This is a genomic window from Spongiivirga citrea, assembly GCF_010671565.1.
GTDB lineage: Bacteria > Bacteroidota > Bacteroidia > Flavobacteriales > Flavobacteriaceae > Spongiivirga > Spongiivirga citrea.
Genome location: NZ_JAABOQ010000002.1, coordinates 593,595 through 611,717, shown reverse-complemented (window position 1 = coordinate 611,717; position 18,123 = coordinate 593,595). Strand labels below are relative to the sequence as shown.

19 protein-coding genes are annotated in these 18,123 nt (G+C 34.9%); 6 read left to right on the top strand and 13 right to left on the bottom strand.

Annotation, left to right across the window (positions count from 1 at the left end; genetic code table 11):
- Positions 1–5: 5 nt before the first annotated feature.
- The 4 genes from GWK10_RS06255 to GWK10_RS06240 are packed head-to-tail and all read right to left on the bottom strand — an operon-like array spanning position 6 to position 2,495.
- Positions 6–362, bottom strand: a complete 357-nt coding sequence (locus GWK10_RS06255) for a hypothetical protein (protein WP_164030328.1) — start codon at positions 360–362, stop codon at positions 6–8.
- Between the two features lie 5 nt (positions 363–367).
- Positions 368–793 carry an OsmC family protein gene (locus tag GWK10_RS06250; protein ID WP_164030326.1) on the bottom strand — a complete coding sequence of 142 codons (426 nt, stop codon included), beginning with the start codon at positions 791–793 and terminating at the stop codon, positions 368–370.
- The gene (locus tag GWK10_RS06245) at positions 783–1,712 is read right to left on the bottom strand and encodes a DnaJ C-terminal domain-containing protein (RefSeq protein ID WP_164030324.1); all 930 of its coding nucleotides are present in this window, start codon (positions 1,710–1,712) and stop codon (positions 783–785) included. Before GWK10_RS06245 ends, GWK10_RS06250 begins: the two co-directional genes overlap by 11 nt.
- A 12-nt stretch (positions 1,713–1,724) precedes the next feature.
- A complete protein-coding gene (locus GWK10_RS06240) occupies positions 1,725–2,495 on the bottom strand; it encodes an RNA polymerase sigma factor (protein ID WP_164030322.1) in 771 nt (256 codons plus the stop codon).
- A gap of 153 nt (positions 2,496–2,648) precedes the next feature.
- On the opposite strand from GWK10_RS06240, the gene ppsA reads away from it, so the two are divergent.
- The 5 genes from ppsA (at position 2,649) to GWK10_RS06215 (ending at position 8,409) form a co-directional block, all read left to right on the top strand.
- Entirely contained in the window at positions 2,649–5,042 is a 2,394-nt protein-coding gene (gene ppsA / locus GWK10_RS06235; protein ID WP_164030320.1) for a phosphoenolpyruvate synthase, read from the top strand.
- Positions 5,043–5,130: 88 nt separating this feature from the next.
- Positions 5,131–5,796 carry a dienelactone hydrolase family protein gene (locus tag GWK10_RS06230; RefSeq protein WP_164030318.1) on the top strand — a complete coding sequence of 222 codons (666 nt, stop codon included), beginning with the start codon at positions 5,131–5,133 and terminating at the stop codon, positions 5,794–5,796.
- On the top strand, positions 5,789–6,436 hold the full coding sequence (locus tag GWK10_RS06225; protein WP_164030315.1) for a phosphoribosyltransferase: 648 nt from the start codon (positions 5,789–5,791) through the stop codon (positions 6,434–6,436). The genes GWK10_RS06230 and GWK10_RS06225 overlap by 8 nt, the downstream gene beginning before the upstream one ends.
- Positions 6,437–6,438: 2 nt before the next feature.
- Positions 6,439–6,888 carry a DUF2267 domain-containing protein gene (locus tag GWK10_RS06220; RefSeq protein ID WP_164030313.1) on the top strand — a complete coding sequence of 150 codons (450 nt, stop codon included), beginning with the start codon at positions 6,439–6,441 and terminating at the stop codon, positions 6,886–6,888.
- A 576-nt stretch (positions 6,889–7,464) separates the two neighbouring features.
- Complete coding sequence (locus tag GWK10_RS06215; RefSeq protein ID WP_164030311.1) at positions 7,465–8,409, top strand: L,D-transpeptidase; 945 nt, start codon at positions 7,465–7,467, stop codon at positions 8,407–8,409.
- Between the two features lie 4 nt (positions 8,410–8,413).
- On the opposite strand, the gene GWK10_RS06210 is transcribed toward GWK10_RS06215, so the two are convergent.
- Together GWK10_RS06210 and GWK10_RS06205 are read right to left on the bottom strand one after the other, a co-directional pair.
- Positions 8,414–11,065: a cation-translocating P-type ATPase gene (locus tag GWK10_RS06210; protein WP_164030309.1), complete on the bottom strand. Its 2,652-nt coding sequence runs from the start codon at positions 11,063–11,065 to the stop codon at positions 8,414–8,416.
- A gap of 199 nt (positions 11,066–11,264) precedes the next feature.
- Positions 11,265–11,651, bottom strand: coding sequence for an Hsp20/alpha crystallin family protein (locus tag GWK10_RS06205; RefSeq protein WP_239540711.1), 387 nt, complete (start codon positions 11,649–11,651; stop codon positions 11,265–11,267).
- Between the two features lie 291 nt (positions 11,652–11,942).
- On the opposite strand from GWK10_RS06205, the gene GWK10_RS06200 reads away from it, so the two are divergent.
- Positions 11,943–12,887 (top strand): calcium/sodium antiporter, encoded by a 945-nt coding sequence (locus GWK10_RS06200; RefSeq protein WP_164030307.1) that lies wholly within the window; start codon positions 11,943–11,945, stop codon positions 12,885–12,887.
- Between the two features lie 244 nt (positions 12,888–13,131).
- On the opposite strand, the gene GWK10_RS06195 is transcribed toward GWK10_RS06200, so the two are convergent.
- The 7 genes from GWK10_RS06195 to GWK10_RS06165 form a co-directional block, all read right to left on the bottom strand.
- The gene (locus GWK10_RS06195) at positions 13,132–13,350 is read right to left on the bottom strand and encodes a hypothetical protein (RefSeq protein ID WP_164030306.1); all 219 of its coding nucleotides are present in this window, start codon (positions 13,348–13,350) and stop codon (positions 13,132–13,134) included.
- Between the two features lie 238 nt (positions 13,351–13,588).
- On the bottom strand, positions 13,589–14,719 hold the full coding sequence (locus GWK10_RS06190; RefSeq protein ID WP_164030304.1) for a type II secretion system F family protein: 1,131 nt from the start codon (positions 14,717–14,719) through the stop codon (positions 13,589–13,591).
- A complete protein-coding gene (locus GWK10_RS06185) occupies positions 14,719–15,183 on the bottom strand; it encodes a PulJ/GspJ family protein (RefSeq protein WP_164030302.1) in 465 nt (154 codons plus the stop codon). Before GWK10_RS06185 ends, GWK10_RS06190 begins: the two co-directional genes overlap by 1 nt.
- On the bottom strand, positions 15,173–15,472 hold the full coding sequence (locus tag GWK10_RS06180) for a hypothetical protein (RefSeq protein WP_164030300.1): 300 nt from the start codon (positions 15,470–15,472) through the stop codon (positions 15,173–15,175). Before GWK10_RS06180 ends, GWK10_RS06185 begins: the two co-directional genes overlap by 11 nt.
- A gap of 23 nt (positions 15,473–15,495) precedes the next feature.
- Positions 15,496–16,734: a hypothetical protein gene (locus tag GWK10_RS06175; protein ID WP_164030298.1), complete on the bottom strand. Its 1,239-nt coding sequence runs from the start codon at positions 16,732–16,734 to the stop codon at positions 15,496–15,498.
- The gene (locus tag GWK10_RS06170; protein WP_164030296.1) at positions 16,734–17,192 is read right to left on the bottom strand and encodes a hypothetical protein; all 459 of its coding nucleotides are present in this window, start codon (positions 17,190–17,192) and stop codon (positions 16,734–16,736) included. Before GWK10_RS06170 ends, GWK10_RS06175 begins: the two co-directional genes overlap by 1 nt.
- Entirely contained in the window at positions 17,192–18,121 is a 930-nt protein-coding gene (locus GWK10_RS06165; RefSeq protein ID WP_164030294.1) for a hypothetical protein, read from the bottom strand. The genes GWK10_RS06170 and GWK10_RS06165 overlap by 1 nt, the downstream gene beginning before the upstream one ends.
- Positions 18,122–18,123: the final 2 nt, after the last annotated feature.

The window sequence follows — 18,123 nt, the reverse complement described above, 5'->3', positions numbered from 1 at the left end:
TACGTTTAGGGTTCAATATGAAGAAATTCCTCTAACAAACCCACCTGAAACGTTCCAACAACAGAAAGATTACTATCTGCATTAAGAAGTACAAGTCCATAGCCTAAGTGAGAGAGTTTACAATCTTGAATGATGTCTTGTTTTGTTCCGCTAAACATTGGTTTAAAATGTTTTCTTGTGTCAAGACCTGAAGCATTGGCTATTTTAATTGCGGTATTAACTGCCTCACTGATTTGTTTAGGCGATAGTCCTTTTTCCAGCAGATCGCTAGCCCAATATTTCATATTCAAACTATAATAAAGGTCTAAAAAGTAGTTTATGTTATTAGCTCGATATGTGCTTTTCTGTAACATGGTTATCATAATAATTACGTTTTTATAGTGTTTGCATTTGACTCTAAAACCCTGATAGTACTTGCTATTGAACAAGACAGTTTTACGGTATTATATATGGTGCCAAACTTCTCTATATTCTTTTTAAGTAAATTGACATTTAAACGGGAATCGTCAGAATAGATAGTTAGGTCGTATACAATATCTGTCATTCTTGGAGGCGCATTAGTACGTTTGGCTTTCACAATAATATCTGTGCCTGAATATGTAAACTTCATTAGATTAGAAAACCGCTCGATATTTTTCAGAATACAAGCCGCAAAAGAACCTAAGAATAATTCAGCAGGATTAGGAGAAACAACCTCAGATTCTGAAGTTATTCCAAAACCAATGTCATTTTGTTTAATTGCTAATGCAGCGCCATTGTTGGTGGTTGAATTTGCTTTAATTTCATACTCCATACATGCTTTGTTTTTTTGTTCGTAGTTCCTTTAATCGTTTAAACAACGATTCTTCCTCTTCGGTTAGATTTTTGGGTAATGTTATATTTAGTTTAACTAGCATATCTCCAAATGAAGATTGAGTTTCATATTTAGGCATTCCCTTTCCTTTAAGCCGTAGTGTTTTTCCAGTTTGACTTCCTTTGGGGACTGTAACTTTTAGCGTTCCAGAAAGTGTTGGAACCTCAATTTTTCCACCTAAAATGGCAGTATATAAATCTATAGATGCATTGTACAAAAGATTATGAAAATTCCTTTCAAATCGAGGGTCTGGTTGTACGCGTAAAAAAATATAAAGGTCGCCTCTATTGCCACCCCTTACACCAGGTTGCCCTTTACCTTTTATTTTCAATTGTTGACCATCGTAGGAACCAGGTTTTATTGTAATTCTCAAGTTTTCATTATGAATTTCAAAAGTGCGTTTACTTCCTTGATAAGCTTCAAGTAAAGTAATAGGTAGTTCGGCTTGAATGTCCCCACCAGAAAATGCATTTCTCCCTTGTTTTCCTGTTTGTCTGGCACCTCCAAAGAACGTTTCAAAAAAGCTTGAAAAATCTGCTCCGCTTTCATTTCCGTAAAACTCAGACGAACCACCTTGGTTGTAACGTCTTTGCTGATTTGCATAATCCCTCCAATCATCACCAGCATGTTGATATGCCTCCCAATTTGAGCCCAAGGTATCGTACTTCTCCCTTTTTTCCGCATCACTTAAAACCTCATTTGCTTCATTGATTTCTTTAAATTTTTCCTCAGCCGTAGGGTCATTAGGGTTTTTATCTGGGTGATATTTAGCTGCAAGTTTTCTATAGGCTTTTTTTATGTCCTTCGCAGAAGCATCCTTCACAACACCTAGTATCTTATAATAGTCCTTGTAGTTCATTTGTGGCTGCTATTAATCGAGGTCATACCTGTTGAAAAAACTTATCTTAAGACCTTTTCTAGCATCATTGAGAAGTTGTTGGGTTTTTTCAATAGTTGTTTTTCTTAATTCTGCAATTTCTGCAAGTGTAAGATGTTGTTTCGTAAATAGCTCGAATACATTACGCATAGCTGTTGGCAAGTTGTGCAATACCATTTCTATATGCCTATCTACCTCTTCTTGATGTAAAGTTTCATCTATCTTTTTTACAAGCTCTTTTTCTGTATTTTCTATAAATACATCATCTAATGCATAGGTGTCTTTGTAATAAGAAATGTCGGCCAATTCTTCTTTCATTATAAGATCGCCATCGCTTTCAGCAGTGAATTTTTCTTGCATTTGATCCCATTCATTTTTAGAATAGTCGTCTATGTTTTGGATAAATAGATCATCAAATTCCTCTTCAGTTATGGCTTCATCCAGAAGCTCATTAGTTTTTCTAAATAACCATACGTAGAATTCATCTTCGCCTGAGAAACCCTCGATACCGTCATAAACCTCAATAAATAATTGATCTATGAAATCATTTGCAGTGTATTTGTTCTTTGGAAAATGTCCTTTTTTGATAGCATGACGTACTTTTTTAATTATGTACTTTTTTATTTCAGGGACTATATCTAATAGTAATTTGTCGAATGCAATTCTATTTTCTTCTGCTTTGAGTTTAACAAGATCGGGTAACTTCTGTTTTATTAATATCTGAAGTTCCTCACGATCTACATAATATTTAGTCTCTTTTGCCATAGCAACGCGTTTTGAGTTCAATAATTAGTATAAAGATGCAAACAGAAGATCTAGAATAAAATGACTTGCGTCAGTCAATGAACTATCAAAGACTGATTAGGATCATTTATTCTGAAATAAACTAAAACTAACTTTAGTTTATATAAATCGCACATGGGAACTCGCATTAAAAAATTCAGTGAAGTAGGTATAAAGGATATCGAAATTGTAGGGGGCAAAAATGCGTCTTTAGGAGAAATGTATAATCAATTAATGCCCAAAGGAGTTAAAGTCCCAAATGGTTTTGCAACGACTTCAGCTGCCTTTTGGGAATATTTAAAGGAGAATAAAATTCAAGCTTTTATAAAAAAGCTTCTATCACAGCTGGATAGGAAGGATTACTCCAACTTACAGGATATAGGTCAACAAGCTCGCAATCTTATACTCTTAGGAAAGTTTTCGGATGCTTTTATAACAGAAATCACGCTAGCTTATAAAGAACTATGTAACGGAGGTTTGTGTGCTATTGCAGTGCGTAGTAGTGCTACTGCCGAAGATCTTCCAGATGCTAGTTTTGCGGGTCAGCACGATACGTTTTTAAATGTGAGTGGCGAAAAACCTCTATTAGAATCCATCAAAAAATGTTTTGCTTCGTTGTTTACAAATCGGGCTATTAAGTATAGAGAAGATAAAGGATTTGAGCATCACAACATAGCAATTTCGGTAGGAGTGCAACTTATGGTACGAGCAGATAAAGGTTGTTCTGGTGTTGGTTTTACTGTAGAACCTGAGTCTGGTTTTAGCAATGCAATCTTATTATCTGGTGTATGGGGATTAGGCGAAAATATTGTGCAAGGCACTGTTAATCCAGACGAATTCTATCTTTTCAAACCTTTTCTATCTAAAGATTCGTATCCCATTATTCAGAAGAAATTAGGAGATAAGAAGTTGACAATGATTTATTCAGAAACCCCCGATCAAAGTGGAACAAAAAATATAAAAACGCTTTCACAAAAACAGCGACAATATGTACTCTCTGATAAAGAAATAATCACCTTGGCAAACTGGGCAAGAATAATAGAAGAGCATTATCAAAAGCCCATGGATATTGAATGGGCCAAGGACGGCATATCTAATGCCTTATTCATTACCCAAGCAAGACCTGAAACGGTACATCAAACAAGAAACAAGAACATCTTTACAGAATACAAATTAGTAGAAAAGGGAAAGATATTAAGCACTGGAAACGCGATAGGAACAAAAATTGGTATTGGAAAGGCGCGTCTTCTAAAATCTTCTAAAAATATTGATAAACTAGATGCAAATACAATAATAGTAACCGATACGATTACACCAGATTGGGATCCTATATTAAAACAGGTAGGTGGTATTATTACTAATAAAGGCGGTAGAACAAGCCATGCTGCCATTGTCTCACGTGAACTTGGCGTTCCTGCTATTGTCGGATGTGAAAATGCTACGCATAGTATTAAGAATGGTACCATAATTACAATGTCCTGTGCCGAAGGCAAAACAGGCTATGTATATGAAGGTAAAGCTGCATATGAAACGACAGACATTGACTTCTCAACAATTAAAATGCCTTTAACTGAGGCTAAAATGATTCTAGCAGATCCGGAGAATGCTTTTCAAATGTCATTCTACCCCAATAATGGTGTGGGCTTGTTGCGAATGGAGTTTATTATTACGCATATGGTAAAGGTGCATCCAATGGCATTAATCCACTTCAACAAAATAGAAGATGATACCGTCAAAAAAGAGATTGAGAAGATTACAGTCACTTATCCAAACAAGGAAGACTATTTTATTGACAAACTATCTCAAGGTATTGCAACCATCGCCGCCGCCTTTTATCCTAAGGAAGTGATCTTAAGACTAAGTGATTTTAAGACCAATGAATACGCAAATCTTATGGGAGGTGCAGATTTTGAACCTAAGGAAGGAAACCCCATGCTAGGTCTTAGAGGGGCTTCAAGATACTATAATCCTTTATACAAGGAAGGATTCGCATTGGAGTGTAGTGCAATAAAACGGGTTCGTGAGACCATGGGATTTACCAATATAAAAGTCATGGTGCCTTTTTGTCGTACCGTTGAAGAAGGTGAAAAAGTCCTTGCTATTATGGAAGAAAATGGGTTAAAACGAGGTGAGAATAATCTTGAAGTATACGTAATGGTAGAGGTTCCTAGCAATGTCATATTAGCTGAAGAGTATGCCGACATATTTGATGGGTTTTCTATTGGGACGAATGATCTTACGCAGTTTACCTTAGGTGTGGATCGGGATTCAGAATTAATGGGGACATTATTTGATGAAAACGATAAAGCAGTTAAACGAATGATAGAAACGGTCATAAAATCTGCACAAAAAACAAATACTAAAATTGGTTTGTGTGGCCAGGCTCCTAGTGACTTCCCAGAATTTGCTTCCTTTTTAATTCAAACAGGGATAAACAGTATTTCATTTAATCCAGATGCCTTAATAAAAGGCATATCAAATATGTATAAAGCAGAGAAAAATTTGAATATAGTAGCAACCTATCAATGATTATCTTAAAAATAATGTAACTGATCTATATCATTCCAATTCATAATTAAGCTTGCTTTCTTTGATGTAAACTTCATATTCATTCTAAATGCAAATTAGTATAGAACATACCACAATTGATATTGAGTTAAAGGATGTAAAGCTAAAAGGGGAATGGAGCATTCCTATAAATGCCATTGGCCTCGTTATTTTTTCTCACGGAAGTGGTAGTAGCAGATTGAGTCCTCGAAATAGATATGTAGCACAATATCTTCAGGAAAATGGCCTTGCAACATTACTTTTTGATTTATTGACTGAAGAGGAAGATAGCGTTTATGAGAATAGGTTCAATATTCAGCTGTTGACCAAACGACTCATTAACGTAACTCAATGGATGGAAACCTATAATGAAGTCCATAATCTTCCTATTGGATATTTTGGTGCCAGCACAGGAGCTGCATCCGCTTTACGAGCCGCAGCGGCTTTAAAAGGTGAGATCAGAGCTGTTGTTTCCCGCGGAGGAAGACCTGATTTAGCATTGGATGTGTTAGATAAAGTAACCGCTTCAAGCTTATTTATTGTTGGCGGAAATGATACTGCTGTTATAGAACTTAATAAAAAAGCATATCAAAAATTGACTTGTGATCGTAGTTTAAAGATTATTGCGAATGCTACACATTTATTTGAAGAAAAAGGGAAGTTGGAAGAAGTCGCCGCTATTTCGGCTAACTGGTTTGCAGAAAAAATGAAAGCCAAAACCGCAGATTATGTTTAAGGATAGAACGGATGCGGGAAGGCAATTGGCTAAAAAATTAATAAACTATAAAAATAAGGATGTAGTTGTCGTAGCTATTCCTAGAGGTGGGCTTCCATTAGGTGCAATAGTAGCTGAAGAACTTAACGCACCTTTAGACGTTGTTCTAACCAAAAAAATTGGGCATCCACTTAATAAGGAGTTTGCAATAGGAGCTGTTAGTCTTCAAAACAAATACATAACAGACTCTTCGGATGCGGCATTAAGTTATATAAAAGAAGAAACTAGGCGCGTTCGGGAGGTTTTACGTCAGAGACAAGATCAATATTATAAAAATCTTACACCTAAGGTGCTTACTAATAAAATTGTCATTGTTGTAGATGATGGCATTGCTACTGGAAATACAATACTTGCAACGGTTGCATTAATTGAAGAGCAAGAACCTTCTAAGACAATTGTAGCAATTCCGGTTGCCTCAAGGTCTGCTATCGAAAAAATTTATAATTCACCTTATATAGATGAGGTAGTTTGTTTAAGAATTCCACAACACTTTAGAGCAGTTGGACAGTTTTATAAAAAATTTAATCCTGTTTTGGATAAAAGAGCAATACGAATTCTTGAAGAATCAAACCATCGTTTCATAGAATCAAAAAAACAATAATTATGGCACTTAATTTTAATCAATACGCAGCAGAAGGAAATACCTTTCTTAAACAATATGCAAAGCAAATTGGATTACCTGATAACCCAGATAGAGCGGGTCGTGTACTCACAGCAATTCTGCATGGTTTGCGTTCTATAATCTCCGTAGAGGAATCTCTACAATTAATAGCCCAACTCCCTATGTTTTTAAAAGCAGTTTACGTAAATGGGTGGTCGATAAAAGCACATAAGGAAAAAGTAAAAAACGTAGAAGGGTTTATTGATCTTATCAGAACTTTTGATGGTAAGACTTCTTTATATGATTTTGAATCAAATGAAATTGCTGAGGATTATATCACAAGCACCTTTATGATGCTCAAACAATATGTCTCAGATGGAGAAATGGAGGATATTCGAGGTGAATTACCCAAAGCCTTAAAAGGGATTATTTTTAATCATATATTTATTTAGGAATAAGAAATAGTTGTTGATTCGTGTTATTGTTTCGCTTGTTTTTGGAAATAAAACAAAAAAATATCCTCTAACTGATCCAGATCAATTTATAACTAAAAAAGCTGCTATATATTAGCACTGTAATTAAAAAACAAGTTCTTTAAAATATTAAAAAACAGATTTAAAGGGTAGCAATACACTTTGAATCCTGAAGGTAATCAAAAGTGTTTTAAGCGCTTTTTTTATTGGGTTTCTAGTGATAGTTATTCAACTAACAGTAAGCAATCTTAAAGTACATTTGATATCTTCGGAGAAACTGGGATATTTAGGTGTCTCAGTTTCTTCAAAATAAAACCCTTTTTATACTGCAAAGTGCGAAGAGGGCATTGTTGAGTGACTTGCTTTTTTTTCAAAAGCCATCGGTTCAGAATAGCTAGAAATAGCTACTTTGATTGATTGGAATTGATGAATGAATAATAATCACTTTTCAAGGAACGGGAAGTCATTGGCTTCCCGTTTTCTATTTATAATCTTTTAGAAGCCCAATTCTAATATCATGACGAATAAGAATTACGATTCCTTATCTTTTTACTAATGATTGCCTCTAAATATGGATATATACGTCTATTGTTAACAATCACGTTGGCAGGTTTTTTTCTTTATCATCTAAGAGAAAACAACCCTATTAGCATTTCAGCAAATGCAATTGTGAACGAAATTAGTGTTCAAAATGATTCAACAACGCTTATTCGGGTTCCTAAAAATATACCAGTCCGAACTTATTTTCAGTTTCTCGATTCTATCACAATTCAATACGACTCCCTAACACCTTATGCATTAACCGAACATATTTTGGTACATGCGAATCCATGGATAATTGATACGCTTAAAAATACCGATTACTACCACATGAAAGCAAAAGACTCTTTTGTGTATGATCAAAAAGAAATGATTGCTCTTAAAGCTGGAAGTGTTCTTGAGGTTCCAGATTCAATAAAAGCGGAAAAAATACATTCTTCTTTGAAAAAGACTCACATCGATATCAATATACCAGAATTTAAGCTGCGTATTTATGAAGATACATTACTACTACATCAATTTGTGATTCGTGTTGGTCGCAATGAACAAAAATATCTTAAAATGGGCGATAGAATAACAGACTTGAGAACAATTACAGGGAATGGTACCATTGTTGGTCATATAAAAAAACCTGATTACTACAACCCAGTAGACGGGCATCAATATTTAACAACAAAACGAGATGATAATAAAGTAACCAAACTACCTCAAATACCATTTTTAGAAACTGAAGTGAGTGGTATAAGAAATGGACAATTAATTCATCCCACGACTAATCCTATTTCTCTTGGGAAAGCATCTTCAAATGGTTGTATTGGAACCCGTGAAGCAGATGCTTGGGTACTCTATTATCACGCACCTGTTGGTACTAAAATCACCATACGATACGATACAATTATTGCAGATGAATTTGGGAAAGAACAAATTCTAAATGACATTTACCGGTATCAGAAAAATTAGGTTGTCAAAATGTACCTCCAGAACGTTTAATTATCTGAGACAATGCCAAAGATCCAAGTGCAAATACAAGCACCCATCCGAATTGTTGTGTTGATAAATTAATTAGGTGCAATGCATTAGCAATAGGAGTTATATAATATGCACCTACCGTTATAAATATTGATAGGACAATAGCACCCCATACCCAAGGATTTTTTATGACTTCGTTATTTAAAAATGAAACCTCGGATTTAGACATGTTAAATACATTGAGGAGTTGCGCCAGTACTAAGGTGAAAAAAGCCATATTGTTTATTTCGCTTGGAGAAGCTTTTAATGTGAAATGAGCATAGGCAGTAATGCCTACCACTGCGGCAGTAATACACAAACCATAAATAATTGTAGATGACCAGAGCTGTGGAGTCATAATGGGCTCATCTGCTTTTCGAGGCGGTCGATTCATTATATCGACTTCTCCCTTGCCCATTCCTAAAGCCAGTGCAGGAAAAATATCGGTAACTAGATTTAGAAATAAGATTTGCAATGGTAACAATGGAGCTGGTAAATTGAGTAATGCCACCAGACCTACGGATACTACTTCAGCAAGATTACAAGACAGGAGATATACAACGAATTGCCTGATATGATCAAAAATAGCACGTCCTTGGTTAATGGCTAGCTGCATAGCGGTAAATCGGTCATTTTTTAGGATGATATCGGCTGCCTCCCTTGCAGCTTGAGTTCCCCGAAGTCCCATAGCGATTCCAATATCCGCCTTACGTAGTGCAGGAATATCGTTTATACCATCACCAAACATGCCTACAATATTATTGTTCTTTTGATAAAACGAAATTATCTTTAGTTTTTGTTCAGGAGTGACCCTTGCAAAGACTGAGGCATTTAGTAATCGTTCTTTGTTATCAGTATCGAGTTCTTCTTCTATTTTTATGTTTTCACTGTGAATTACAGCTTCAATATTAGAGCCTGTTGTTAATAGTCCTACTTCTTCAGCAATCTTTTTAGCTGTACCGGGATGATCTCCCGTGAGCATAACAACCTTAATTCCTGCGTCTTTATATGCCTTTATAGTTGGTTTAACATCTTTTCTTGCCGGGTCCAAAAATCCGATAATGCCTATAAAGGTCAGTTGGGATAATAAATCCTCTTTTGGCGAGTGCGCATCTATATCCTTGTAAGCAAACCCCAATACTCTTAGCCCTTGTGATGCCAAGTTATTTACCAATTCAAACCATTCGGTTTTGTTTGTAAATTTTTCAATTTTATTTGCCTTGATAATTGTATTGCAGTATTTAACTAAACCTTCAAATGCTCCCTTGACATATATAGTAGAGCCATTACTTTCGTTTTTGTTTAGTGTTACCATCAATTTACTATTGGTGTTAAAAGGTATTTCTAGCTGCTCTGGGTTAACCGCCTTAATCTTTTTTGAATCTAATTTCAATTTTTCAACAAATTCTATGAGCGCCAATTCTATACTATCACCTCTTTTATTTGCGTTATCTAAAACAACATTGTTGCATAAAACGCTAGCCATTATCAATTTGTTGAAATATTTTTTTTGGAGTAGTTGCTCAAAGAAATGATGTTCTTCATTTTGAATAGCATTCAACATATTACCTTCAAAGGCCAGTGTATGTACTTGCATTTTATCTTCGGTAAGGGTTCCTGTCTTATCCGTACAAATAATGTTTGTAGCACCTAATGTTTCTACGGCCTCCATCTTTTTAATAATAATTTGCCGTTTAGACAGTTTAAGCATGCCTCTTGCTAGAGCGATAGTTGCCACTATCGGAAGTCCTTCTGGTATGGCTGCAACAGCAAGCGCTATTGCTGTTTTAAGAATTGTTATTATATCCATACCTCTTAAATATCCAGTAAAAAAGATGAGTATAGCAAATATTAAGGTGAGCCAAATGAGCCATTTGCTAAGTTGACTTAACTTTTTTTCCAATGGCGTTCTGGGTTCTTCAATCGTCGAGCTGATTTTCTGGATCTTACCCAATTGTGTATCTAATCCAGTATTGGTTACAATAGCTTTTGCTGAACCTTGAATGACGGATGTCCCCTTAAAAACCATATTACTCCTTTCTGCAAGAGGTATGTTTTGCGGAAGTGGTTTAACATCCTTTTCTACTGCTGTACTTTCTCCCGTTAACGAAGCTTCTTTAATAGATAGATTTTTAACAGTTATTAAACGTGCATCTGCCGATACCATATCACCAGTATCAACAAGAATAATGTCACCAGGCACCAATGATGATGATGGTATCATTTTAATCTTTCCGTCACGTAAAACAAGGCATTCTGTGGCTCCCATTTTGCGAAGAGCTTCAAGAGAGCGAATTCCTTGTAATTCCATTACAAATCCTATTGATACTGTAAGAATTATAACTGTTAATGTGGCTATAGTCTCTAGTAGATCAGGACTAAATAGAAAAGTGAAAAATGTCGCGAGACCTAGTATTAGTATAATGGGGTCTATAAACTGATCTAGAAGAATGCGCCATCTACTTTTGGGATTACCTTCAAGTATCTCGTTGCCTCCAAACTCTTTAATACGTTTTTGTACTTGCTCATTGGTTAAACCAAACTCAATAGAGCTGTCTTGTTTTTGTACAACTTTTTCAATTTCCGTAGCATAAGGTTCTAGAGTCATTATTATGAATTAGATTGGTTTGTATCCATAACCGAAGACCCTCACACCATAACCTTATGTAGAAAAGATTTAGTTAGAGGGTCATTATTGAAGATCTTCTAAAGAAGATAGGTGTTTTTAAACGATGTCAATCACTTTTGGTTTTTTTGCTTTGGCTTCTTCTTTTTTAATAAGATCGAACCTTAATATCCCATTTTTTTTATTTTGCTATAACATTTTCATCCTTTACAGAATCTGGGAGTCGTAGGCGTTTTTCAAAAGAATTGTAACTAAATTCTTTTCGTCTATAGTTGTCCTCCTGTTCTTCTTTAGACTCTGACTTTTCTGCTGAAATATTAAGGCATCCATTATCTATGGTTACTTCAAAATCTTTTTTAGAAAATCCAGGTGCGGCTAACTCCACTTCAAAGGCATCATCTGTTTCTCTGATATTCAATGCAGGTTCTTGTGATTTTCCATTCCAGAAATCCCAATTAAAAAGATCACTATCCCATATTCGTTTATCGAAGATAGAGTCGGAATCAAAAAAATCTGAAGCGATGAGACCGCCGAACGGTGTTCTTTTTCTAAACTTTACTAATGACATAATTTCTTATTTTTTAGTTATACAATAGGTGATAAAAATAGGGTCTGTAGCTTGTTCAAGAAATGACCTAGGTCAGGGTTATTATTTCTTATATACTTGAGCTTTAAGAGTAGGAGAGATGTTGAGAGAGTATAAGGACATAGTCTTAGCTACAAATATTTTTCTAATGACCCATGTCATTTCATCTAAACCGTTAGCATATTAATTTTATTTTTTAATCGATTAGCCGTGATGCGCCAATAATTATTTGGTCATCTCCGAGTTAAATGGTTTCAATTCCAAGGTTCTATTATGAATCCATTTATTTATCTTATTCTAGGAATTTTCGGTCTATTAGCCTCTACAGAATACACTATAAAAAATGCCGTAAAAATTGCTCGATATCTCAATGTTTCTGAATTATTCATAGGACTTACCGTTTTGGCTTTTGGGACTGATTTACCCGAATTGGTTGTAGTTATTGATGGTGCTTTTAAAAATTTAGCTGGAATCGACGCCTCTGGTGTTATTATTGGTAATGCCATTGGTAGTTCTATTGCTCAGATTAGCGTCATAATCGGTTTCGTTGCATTGTTTCATTACATTACGATTGGAGGAATCCAAATAAAGGAAATGGCAACAGAACTTATCGGATCTGTTGTTTTATTGGCACTTGTTTCCTTTGACAAAACAATTACTTGGAATGATGGTGCTTTACTTCTCATATCATTTTTAATGTACATTTTCACTTTATATCGAAGAGAGAAGAAAACTAGAAAAGATAAAATTATCGAAGAAGACAACAAGAATATAATCGTGCCTGTATTACTTTTGATAGTTAGTCTTGTTGCAGTAGTTGTTAGTTCGCACATTACACTAGAAAATGCCCTATTTTTAGTCGAAAGATGGAATATTAATCAATCTTTTATAGGTGCTATTATTATCGGATTAGGAACGAGTCTGCCAGAACTTGCTATATCTTTAAAGGCTATTTCTCAGGGAAAACCTACTCTTTCTGTTGGTAATATTGTAGGAAGCAACATTTTTGATTTATTGGTTCCTTTGGGTATAGGTTCATTAATTACACAAATTAAAGTGGACAATATCATTCTTTATTTCGATATGCCCATGCTGCTAGTTACAAGTATTTTTTTCTTATGGTTTTTAAATCGAAAAAAAGGAATTCAAAAAGGAGAAGGTGCTTGTTTGGTGATTTTATACCTTACTTATAGTTTTACAAAATACCTAGTAAGCTAAGATTTATTTTTGGGTAGTTTTTTGAATTATAAAAGAGCGATCATAACAATTGGCTAAGATTATGATAATAGGACAAAATCTCTTGAGTATGTCATGAGTTACGCTGTGATTAGACTAGACCTATAATGTGTAAAGTCTTTCTCTTTTACCTTAAAAGGGAAGGTTTTCAATTAAATTAGTTTTTTACTTAAATTTAATTGAAAGAACTTAATTATTGCGGTGTAACCTAGCTTATTACAAACGCTTAATTTTTATTACCGTTAAATTTTTCAAGTAAAAGAGAAATACCAAAAAAGAAGGCTATCGTCAAAAACATCAGAGCTATAATGCTACTAAGAGGTGATTGAGAACAAGGATTTGGTAATCCTTGTTCATTAGATAATTTAGATACCCTAATAATCAAAAGAAAATCACTTATGGTCGCTAAAAACATAATGAGTCCAATTAATTTCTTAACAGCCATAGTAAGTATGCTTTAGAGTTTTAATCTAAAGATTTTAGCTTATATTCAAAATGACTTAAATCAGTATGCTGAAATGCTGTTTTATTTGCAATGAGATATTGCTCAATGGAGTATATCTTATTTTTAATCGTGGTTATGGAAATTATTAGTTTTTTTGCACTGAATTACTCACCTATTTTTTTAAAACATTAATAATCAAATATGCGCAAAGAAACAATTGAAATTCTCCCTTGAGAAATTATCCAATAGCAGTTCCCAAACTAAACATAGGTAAATACATCGCAACTAAAATTACTCCGACAATTATACCCACAATTAGAATTATAAATGGCTCCAAAACCGTAGTTAAGGTTTTAGACTGCTGCTGCACTTCAGTATTGTATTGCTGATTAAGTCGCTGAAAGATAAATTCTGTTTGATTTGTTTCTTCTGATACCCGAACTAAGGAAATCATCTTATTATCAAAAATGGAATGTTGTTGTAAACTTTCACTTAGGCTTCTTCCTTTGAGGATATTTGACTCTACGGATTCTAGCGCATCTTCTAGTGGGTAAAAATCAACCATCTTTTTCACTAATTGAATGCTATTCAGCACTGGAACTTTAGAAGCGGTCAATAATGAAACGGCTTGCGTAAAACGCGCCATATATACCTTTCGAATAAACTGACCTAAGTAGGGGAATCGTAATAAAGTGGAATCGGTTAGCTTTCTATACCACTGTTTTTTCTTGTTGATGTAACGAATAATCAAAAGAATGGCGATAGTTGGTAATAGCAACCAGCCGTATGTTTCCAGCCCTTTAGAGATGCTTATAATAGCTTCTGTAATGGGAGGGAGGTCAACCCGATTTTGTTTAAATATATCCTGAAACATTGGCACTACGTATTTCAGCATAAAAAATACGACCAAAAACGCGGTTCCCAGTACAATAATCGGATAGGTAAGAGCACTTATTAGCGTTCTACGTTGTTCGTTTTTTCGTGTGTAGTAGGCCCCTAATTCCTCAGTTACCTTGTAAAGAGTTCCAGTTTCTTCACCTATTTTTAGGGAGAAGAATTCGTATTCGGAAAACTGTTTATTAGTGGCAATGGCTTCTGACAGACTTTTACCATTGATTATTTGTTGAATGATCTCTTCAAATAACAGCTTTTCTGATCTTTTTTTGGCTGATTCTGATAGTAATTGTAATCCTTCCTTTAAAGATATCCCCGCTTTTAATAACACACTTAATTCAATATAGAAAGCCTCTTTCTTTTTGGAATTGAATGATTTTCCAAAAAGTTCGATTTCCTTTTTCAATAAGCCATCTAAATCAAACGCCTTGGTTTTTGACTTTTCAGCCTTTGTATTTTCTAATTTAAATGCCATTAATTATTCATATAAGTAGCTGCATCATTCTCTTTAAAGATAAACAATGATTGTTGTACGCTATTATTTAAAACACCTACTTCAATAGCATCGATATTTCCATTTTTAATTTCAGTACCGTCAAAGTAGAACTTCAATTCTTCAATATTGATTTTAAAAGTATCGGGATAACGAACAAGTAAGGAATCGGAAAACGCATATTGAACCGAATCCAGCTCATTCTTAAATCGAATTATGCCATCGATATTAGAATTGGTTGCCTGATTACAGGTGTTTAAATCGATCCAAAGCGCTTGTTGCAATTGTTGCACTTGAGTGCTGTCTTTATAGTTCTGTTGCAAGCGAAAAATATTTCCTTGAACCAATCCCAGAACTAAATAGGCGATGGCTACAACAATGGTGGTAATGCCTAAAACCACCAACAGCTCACTCAATGTAAACGCTTTTACTTTTTTAATTGGCATATTGCAATTGTTTGCTTAAACTCTTCTTTGTAGTACCATGCGTTGCAATGAATTGAGTGTTTACTATTTCATCTTTTATAGTTGTTTCCCCAGAAATATTCCAATTTTGAAACACTTCAGTGTATGGAAAAGAGACTTTATCATTTTCAGCTAGATAAATTAGTTTTTGTAATCTGCTTTCAATGGCGACAGTATTCCTTTTTGCATTCGATCTTGCGATGCCATTTAGGACCAAACTAGCGATCATAAATAGCACCACAATTAAAACTGTTGCCACTAAGGTTTCCATCAAAGTGGAAGCTTTTATTTTTTTTAGTACAACCATTTTGCAACTGAAGTATTCTTGTTTTCAAATGGAAGCCCTGCATAATTATCTGGGAGTGAATTTCCGTGGATAGATCCGTTATAGATATGATTTAGGTAAGTAGACCCTGATTCTTTGGCTATAAAACTACCTGCGTATACACTTCCATAAACACTACCTTTTAATTCAATGCTTTTTTCACAGTAAACCTCTCCATGAATCGCGCTATTGTTGCCAATAATAATCTGAGGTTCAAACTTACTATTGGTGTTTTCAGATAACATCATTAAGTTTCCTTTGAAAATGCTGTTTTCACCAACTGTTATTTGATGGTGATTTGTACGTCTGAAATTTTTATCGTCACTTCTATCAGAATCAATGAGTATAAGGCTAGAAGGATATTGTAAATTAGAATTAGTTCCCATTTCAATTGCTTTTGAAGCAATCGCATGAAAATAGCCAGTTACGCCTGATTTAATTTCAATAACAGGCGCCACTATAATAACATCTTTTAAAGTAGCATTGGCTGTGATGGTTATACGAGTGGCGGATTTAAGAATAATATTTCCAATTAGTTGACCGTCGTACAGATCAATTGCCCCATCATTATAAATTACTTTAGTATCGTTTTTAAATGAATTAGAAAGTGAGCCACCTGGTTTATAATTCTCATCAATCGCACCTAAAGTTGAAGGCATGAGGCTCAAGAGCGATTTCAAATAGGTTTTGGTGTTGGAATCAAAAGACGGAAGTTCTGTTTTACTTGAAGTAACTTGTCCATCTACGAGTGATGATCCATAGAAGGAAACTCCAGCAATATTCCCAGCTTTTAATCCAGATTTTGAAATAGCAACATTTCCTTCGATTTTAGTATTGCCTACTAAAACCAAGGGTCGATTTTCATCTTTGACGAATAAGGCTTTGGTCGATGTTTTAGAACGTGAATTGCCTATTAATGCACGTTTTTCAAATCTCGAATTCCGAACACTTCTTTTCTTAAAAAGCCCCCAATTGGAGTCAGATATCTTTAATGTGCTGTCAATATCTTGTTGTGGTAATGAAGTTGATTTGAATAGCGCGTTTGTTTGTTGAATAGTGGATATAAGTTGTTCCTTTTTATTCTCAAAAGTATGCTGTGTTTGTGTAAGTAGAATCACTGCAAGTAGTAACAGGGCAATCACCACACCAATAAATAAAACGAATTGTAGGGACCCGGCTTTTAGTTTTATGAAAAACGCCCTTTTCATTAAGTGCGTTTAAAGGTTTTGCGTTTCCCTTTAAACCGCAAGACAACTTGATCTTTATTACCGCTAATCAGGGTTATTTCGTTCGTGGTTGTTCCTTTTTTTATAAGGTGTTGTGTTCCATTAATGTCCACCAAAAAAATGGCATTTGATCCTGTATTACTGCCTACAAGTCCTTTGTATGAAATGGTTGGCCAAACGATTGTTTCAACTTGTTTTGGTCTTGTAGTTGTTCTTCTTTTCGGTTTTTCAATCGTTCCTAAAAAAGGATCTCTTTCATGAACAGTGATCGAAAAAGTATCTTTCTCGGTCGGTTTGATAGGATTAAATTGGGCGAAGGCATTGTTATTCTGAGTAATGGTATTCTCATCATCTCCCCAGCTAAACATACGATAAAGCAGCAATCCCCAAATGAGTATTACTACAGCTAATAAAACGTATGTCTTTGTATTCTTTTTCACTAGTTTATGGTAAAGCTCATGGTATCACTTTGTTCACTTTCGTTACCAGCATCATCGTAGGCTTTCACCACCCAATAAAACTGCCCAAGATCCAGCGTTGCGCTAAAACTTTTATCCGTCCCTTCATCTTTTACTACCAAATTTTGTAGCAAATTATCGCTATAAACAAATACGCTGTCTCGTTCAGTGCTTCCAGGAACGTCCATACGTGTCCAGGCAAATGTAATTGCTGTTTGAGTGGTTGTACTATCGTCTGCTGGTTGGGTTGCAACAGGTTTGCTAGGTACTGTTAGATCGATGATTATTTGATGGGTGCTAAATGCGGTGGTATCGCTGCCATTTATGGCTTGTACTTGCCAGTTAAAAGTCCCTTCTGTAAAGGTATTATTAAAGGATGTTGTAGTAACACTTTCTTCTTTAACTAAGGTATTTGCATTATCAAGTATTTGCACATTATAAGCCATAGCCGTAGGTACTTCTTGCCAAGTAAGCGTTTGCATTTCGGTATTGGTATTAAAGTTATCTGACGGACTTACTAAAGTTACAATTCTATTTGCAAACGAAATATCAGTAACCTGCAATTGTCTTGTTTCTGAAAAACCACTAGCAAATGCGCTGTTTTCTGCGCGCACTTTCCATGAATACTCCCCCGGTGGTAATGCCAAAGTGAAATTTGTACCGTTTACTAAGGTATCTTGAACAAGCTGTAATGGAGCTTCAAAATTCGGAGTGATTAGTTGAAGGCGATACCCTTCCGCAAATTCCACTCCTTCCCAAGAGAAATTTATATTGTCAATGCCTAAGCTAGTACCATTAATTGGTGCGATTAAGTTGACTTGAGCTTCGCTGATATCTTCAACATTTAAAATGTCTTTACAGCCTACAACAAGTAACAAACAACCTATAACTATTTTTAAAGGACCTTTCATAA

Bases quoted from the DNA above. Each gene is read 5' to 3' on its own strand.
- GWK10_RS06230 (WP_164030318.1), top strand. From the start codon at position 5,131: ATGCAAATTAGTATAGAACATACCACAATTGATATTGAGTTAAAGGAT.
- GWK10_RS06180 (WP_164030300.1), bottom strand. From the start codon at position 15,472: ATGGAAACCTTAGTGGCAACAGTTTTAATTGTGGTGCTATTTATGATC.
- GWK10_RS06195 (WP_164030306.1), bottom strand. From the start codon at position 13,350: ATGGCTGTTAAGAAATTAATTGGACTCATTATGTTTTTAGCGACCATA.
- ppsA (WP_164030320.1), top strand. From the start codon at position 2,649: ATGGGAACTCGCATTAAAAAATTCAGTGAAGTAGGTATAAAGGATATC.
- GWK10_RS06215 (WP_164030311.1), top strand. From the start codon at position 7,465: ATGATTGCCTCTAAATATGGATATATACGTCTATTGTTAACAATCACG.
- GWK10_RS06250 (WP_164030326.1), bottom strand. From the start codon at position 793: ATGGAGTATGAAATTAAAGCAAATTCAACCACCAACAATGGCGCTGCA.
- GWK10_RS06245 (WP_164030324.1), bottom strand. From the start codon at position 1,712: ATGAACTACAAGGACTATTATAAGATACTAGGTGTTGTGAAGGATGCT.
- GWK10_RS06175 (WP_164030298.1), bottom strand. From the start codon at position 16,734: ATGAAAAGGGCGTTTTTCATAAAACTAAAAGCCGGGTCCCTACAATTC.
- GWK10_RS06240 (WP_164030322.1), bottom strand. From the start codon at position 2,495: ATGGCAAAAGAGACTAAATATTATGTAGATCGTGAGGAACTTCAGATA.
- GWK10_RS06220 (WP_164030313.1), top strand. From the start codon at position 6,439: ATGGCACTTAATTTTAATCAATACGCAGCAGAAGGAAATACCTTTCTT.
- GWK10_RS06205 (WP_239540711.1), bottom strand. From the start codon at position 11,651: ATGTCATTAGTAAAGTTTAGAAAAAGAACACCGTTCGGCGGTCTCATC.
- GWK10_RS06225 (WP_164030315.1), top strand. From the start codon at position 5,789: ATGTTTAAGGATAGAACGGATGCGGGAAGGCAATTGGCTAAAAAATTA.
- GWK10_RS06255 (WP_164030328.1), bottom strand. From the start codon at position 362: ATGATAACCATGTTACAGAAAAGCACATATCGAGCTAATAACATAAAC.
- GWK10_RS06185 (WP_164030302.1), bottom strand. From the start codon at position 15,183: ATGCCAATTAAAAAAGTAAAAGCGTTTACATTGAGTGAGCTGTTGGTG.
- GWK10_RS06200 (WP_164030307.1), top strand. From the start codon at position 11,943: ATGAATCCATTTATTTATCTTATTCTAGGAATTTTCGGTCTATTAGCC.
- GWK10_RS06165 (WP_164030294.1), bottom strand. From the start codon at position 18,121: ATGAAAGGTCCTTTAAAAATAGTTATAGGTTGTTTGTTACTTGTTGTA.
- GWK10_RS06190 (WP_164030304.1), bottom strand. From the start codon at position 14,719: ATGGCATTTAAATTAGAAAATACAAAGGCTGAAAAGTCAAAAACCAAG.
- GWK10_RS06210 (WP_164030309.1), bottom strand. From the start codon at position 11,065: ATGACTCTAGAACCTTATGCTACGGAAATTGAAAAAGTTGTACAAAAA.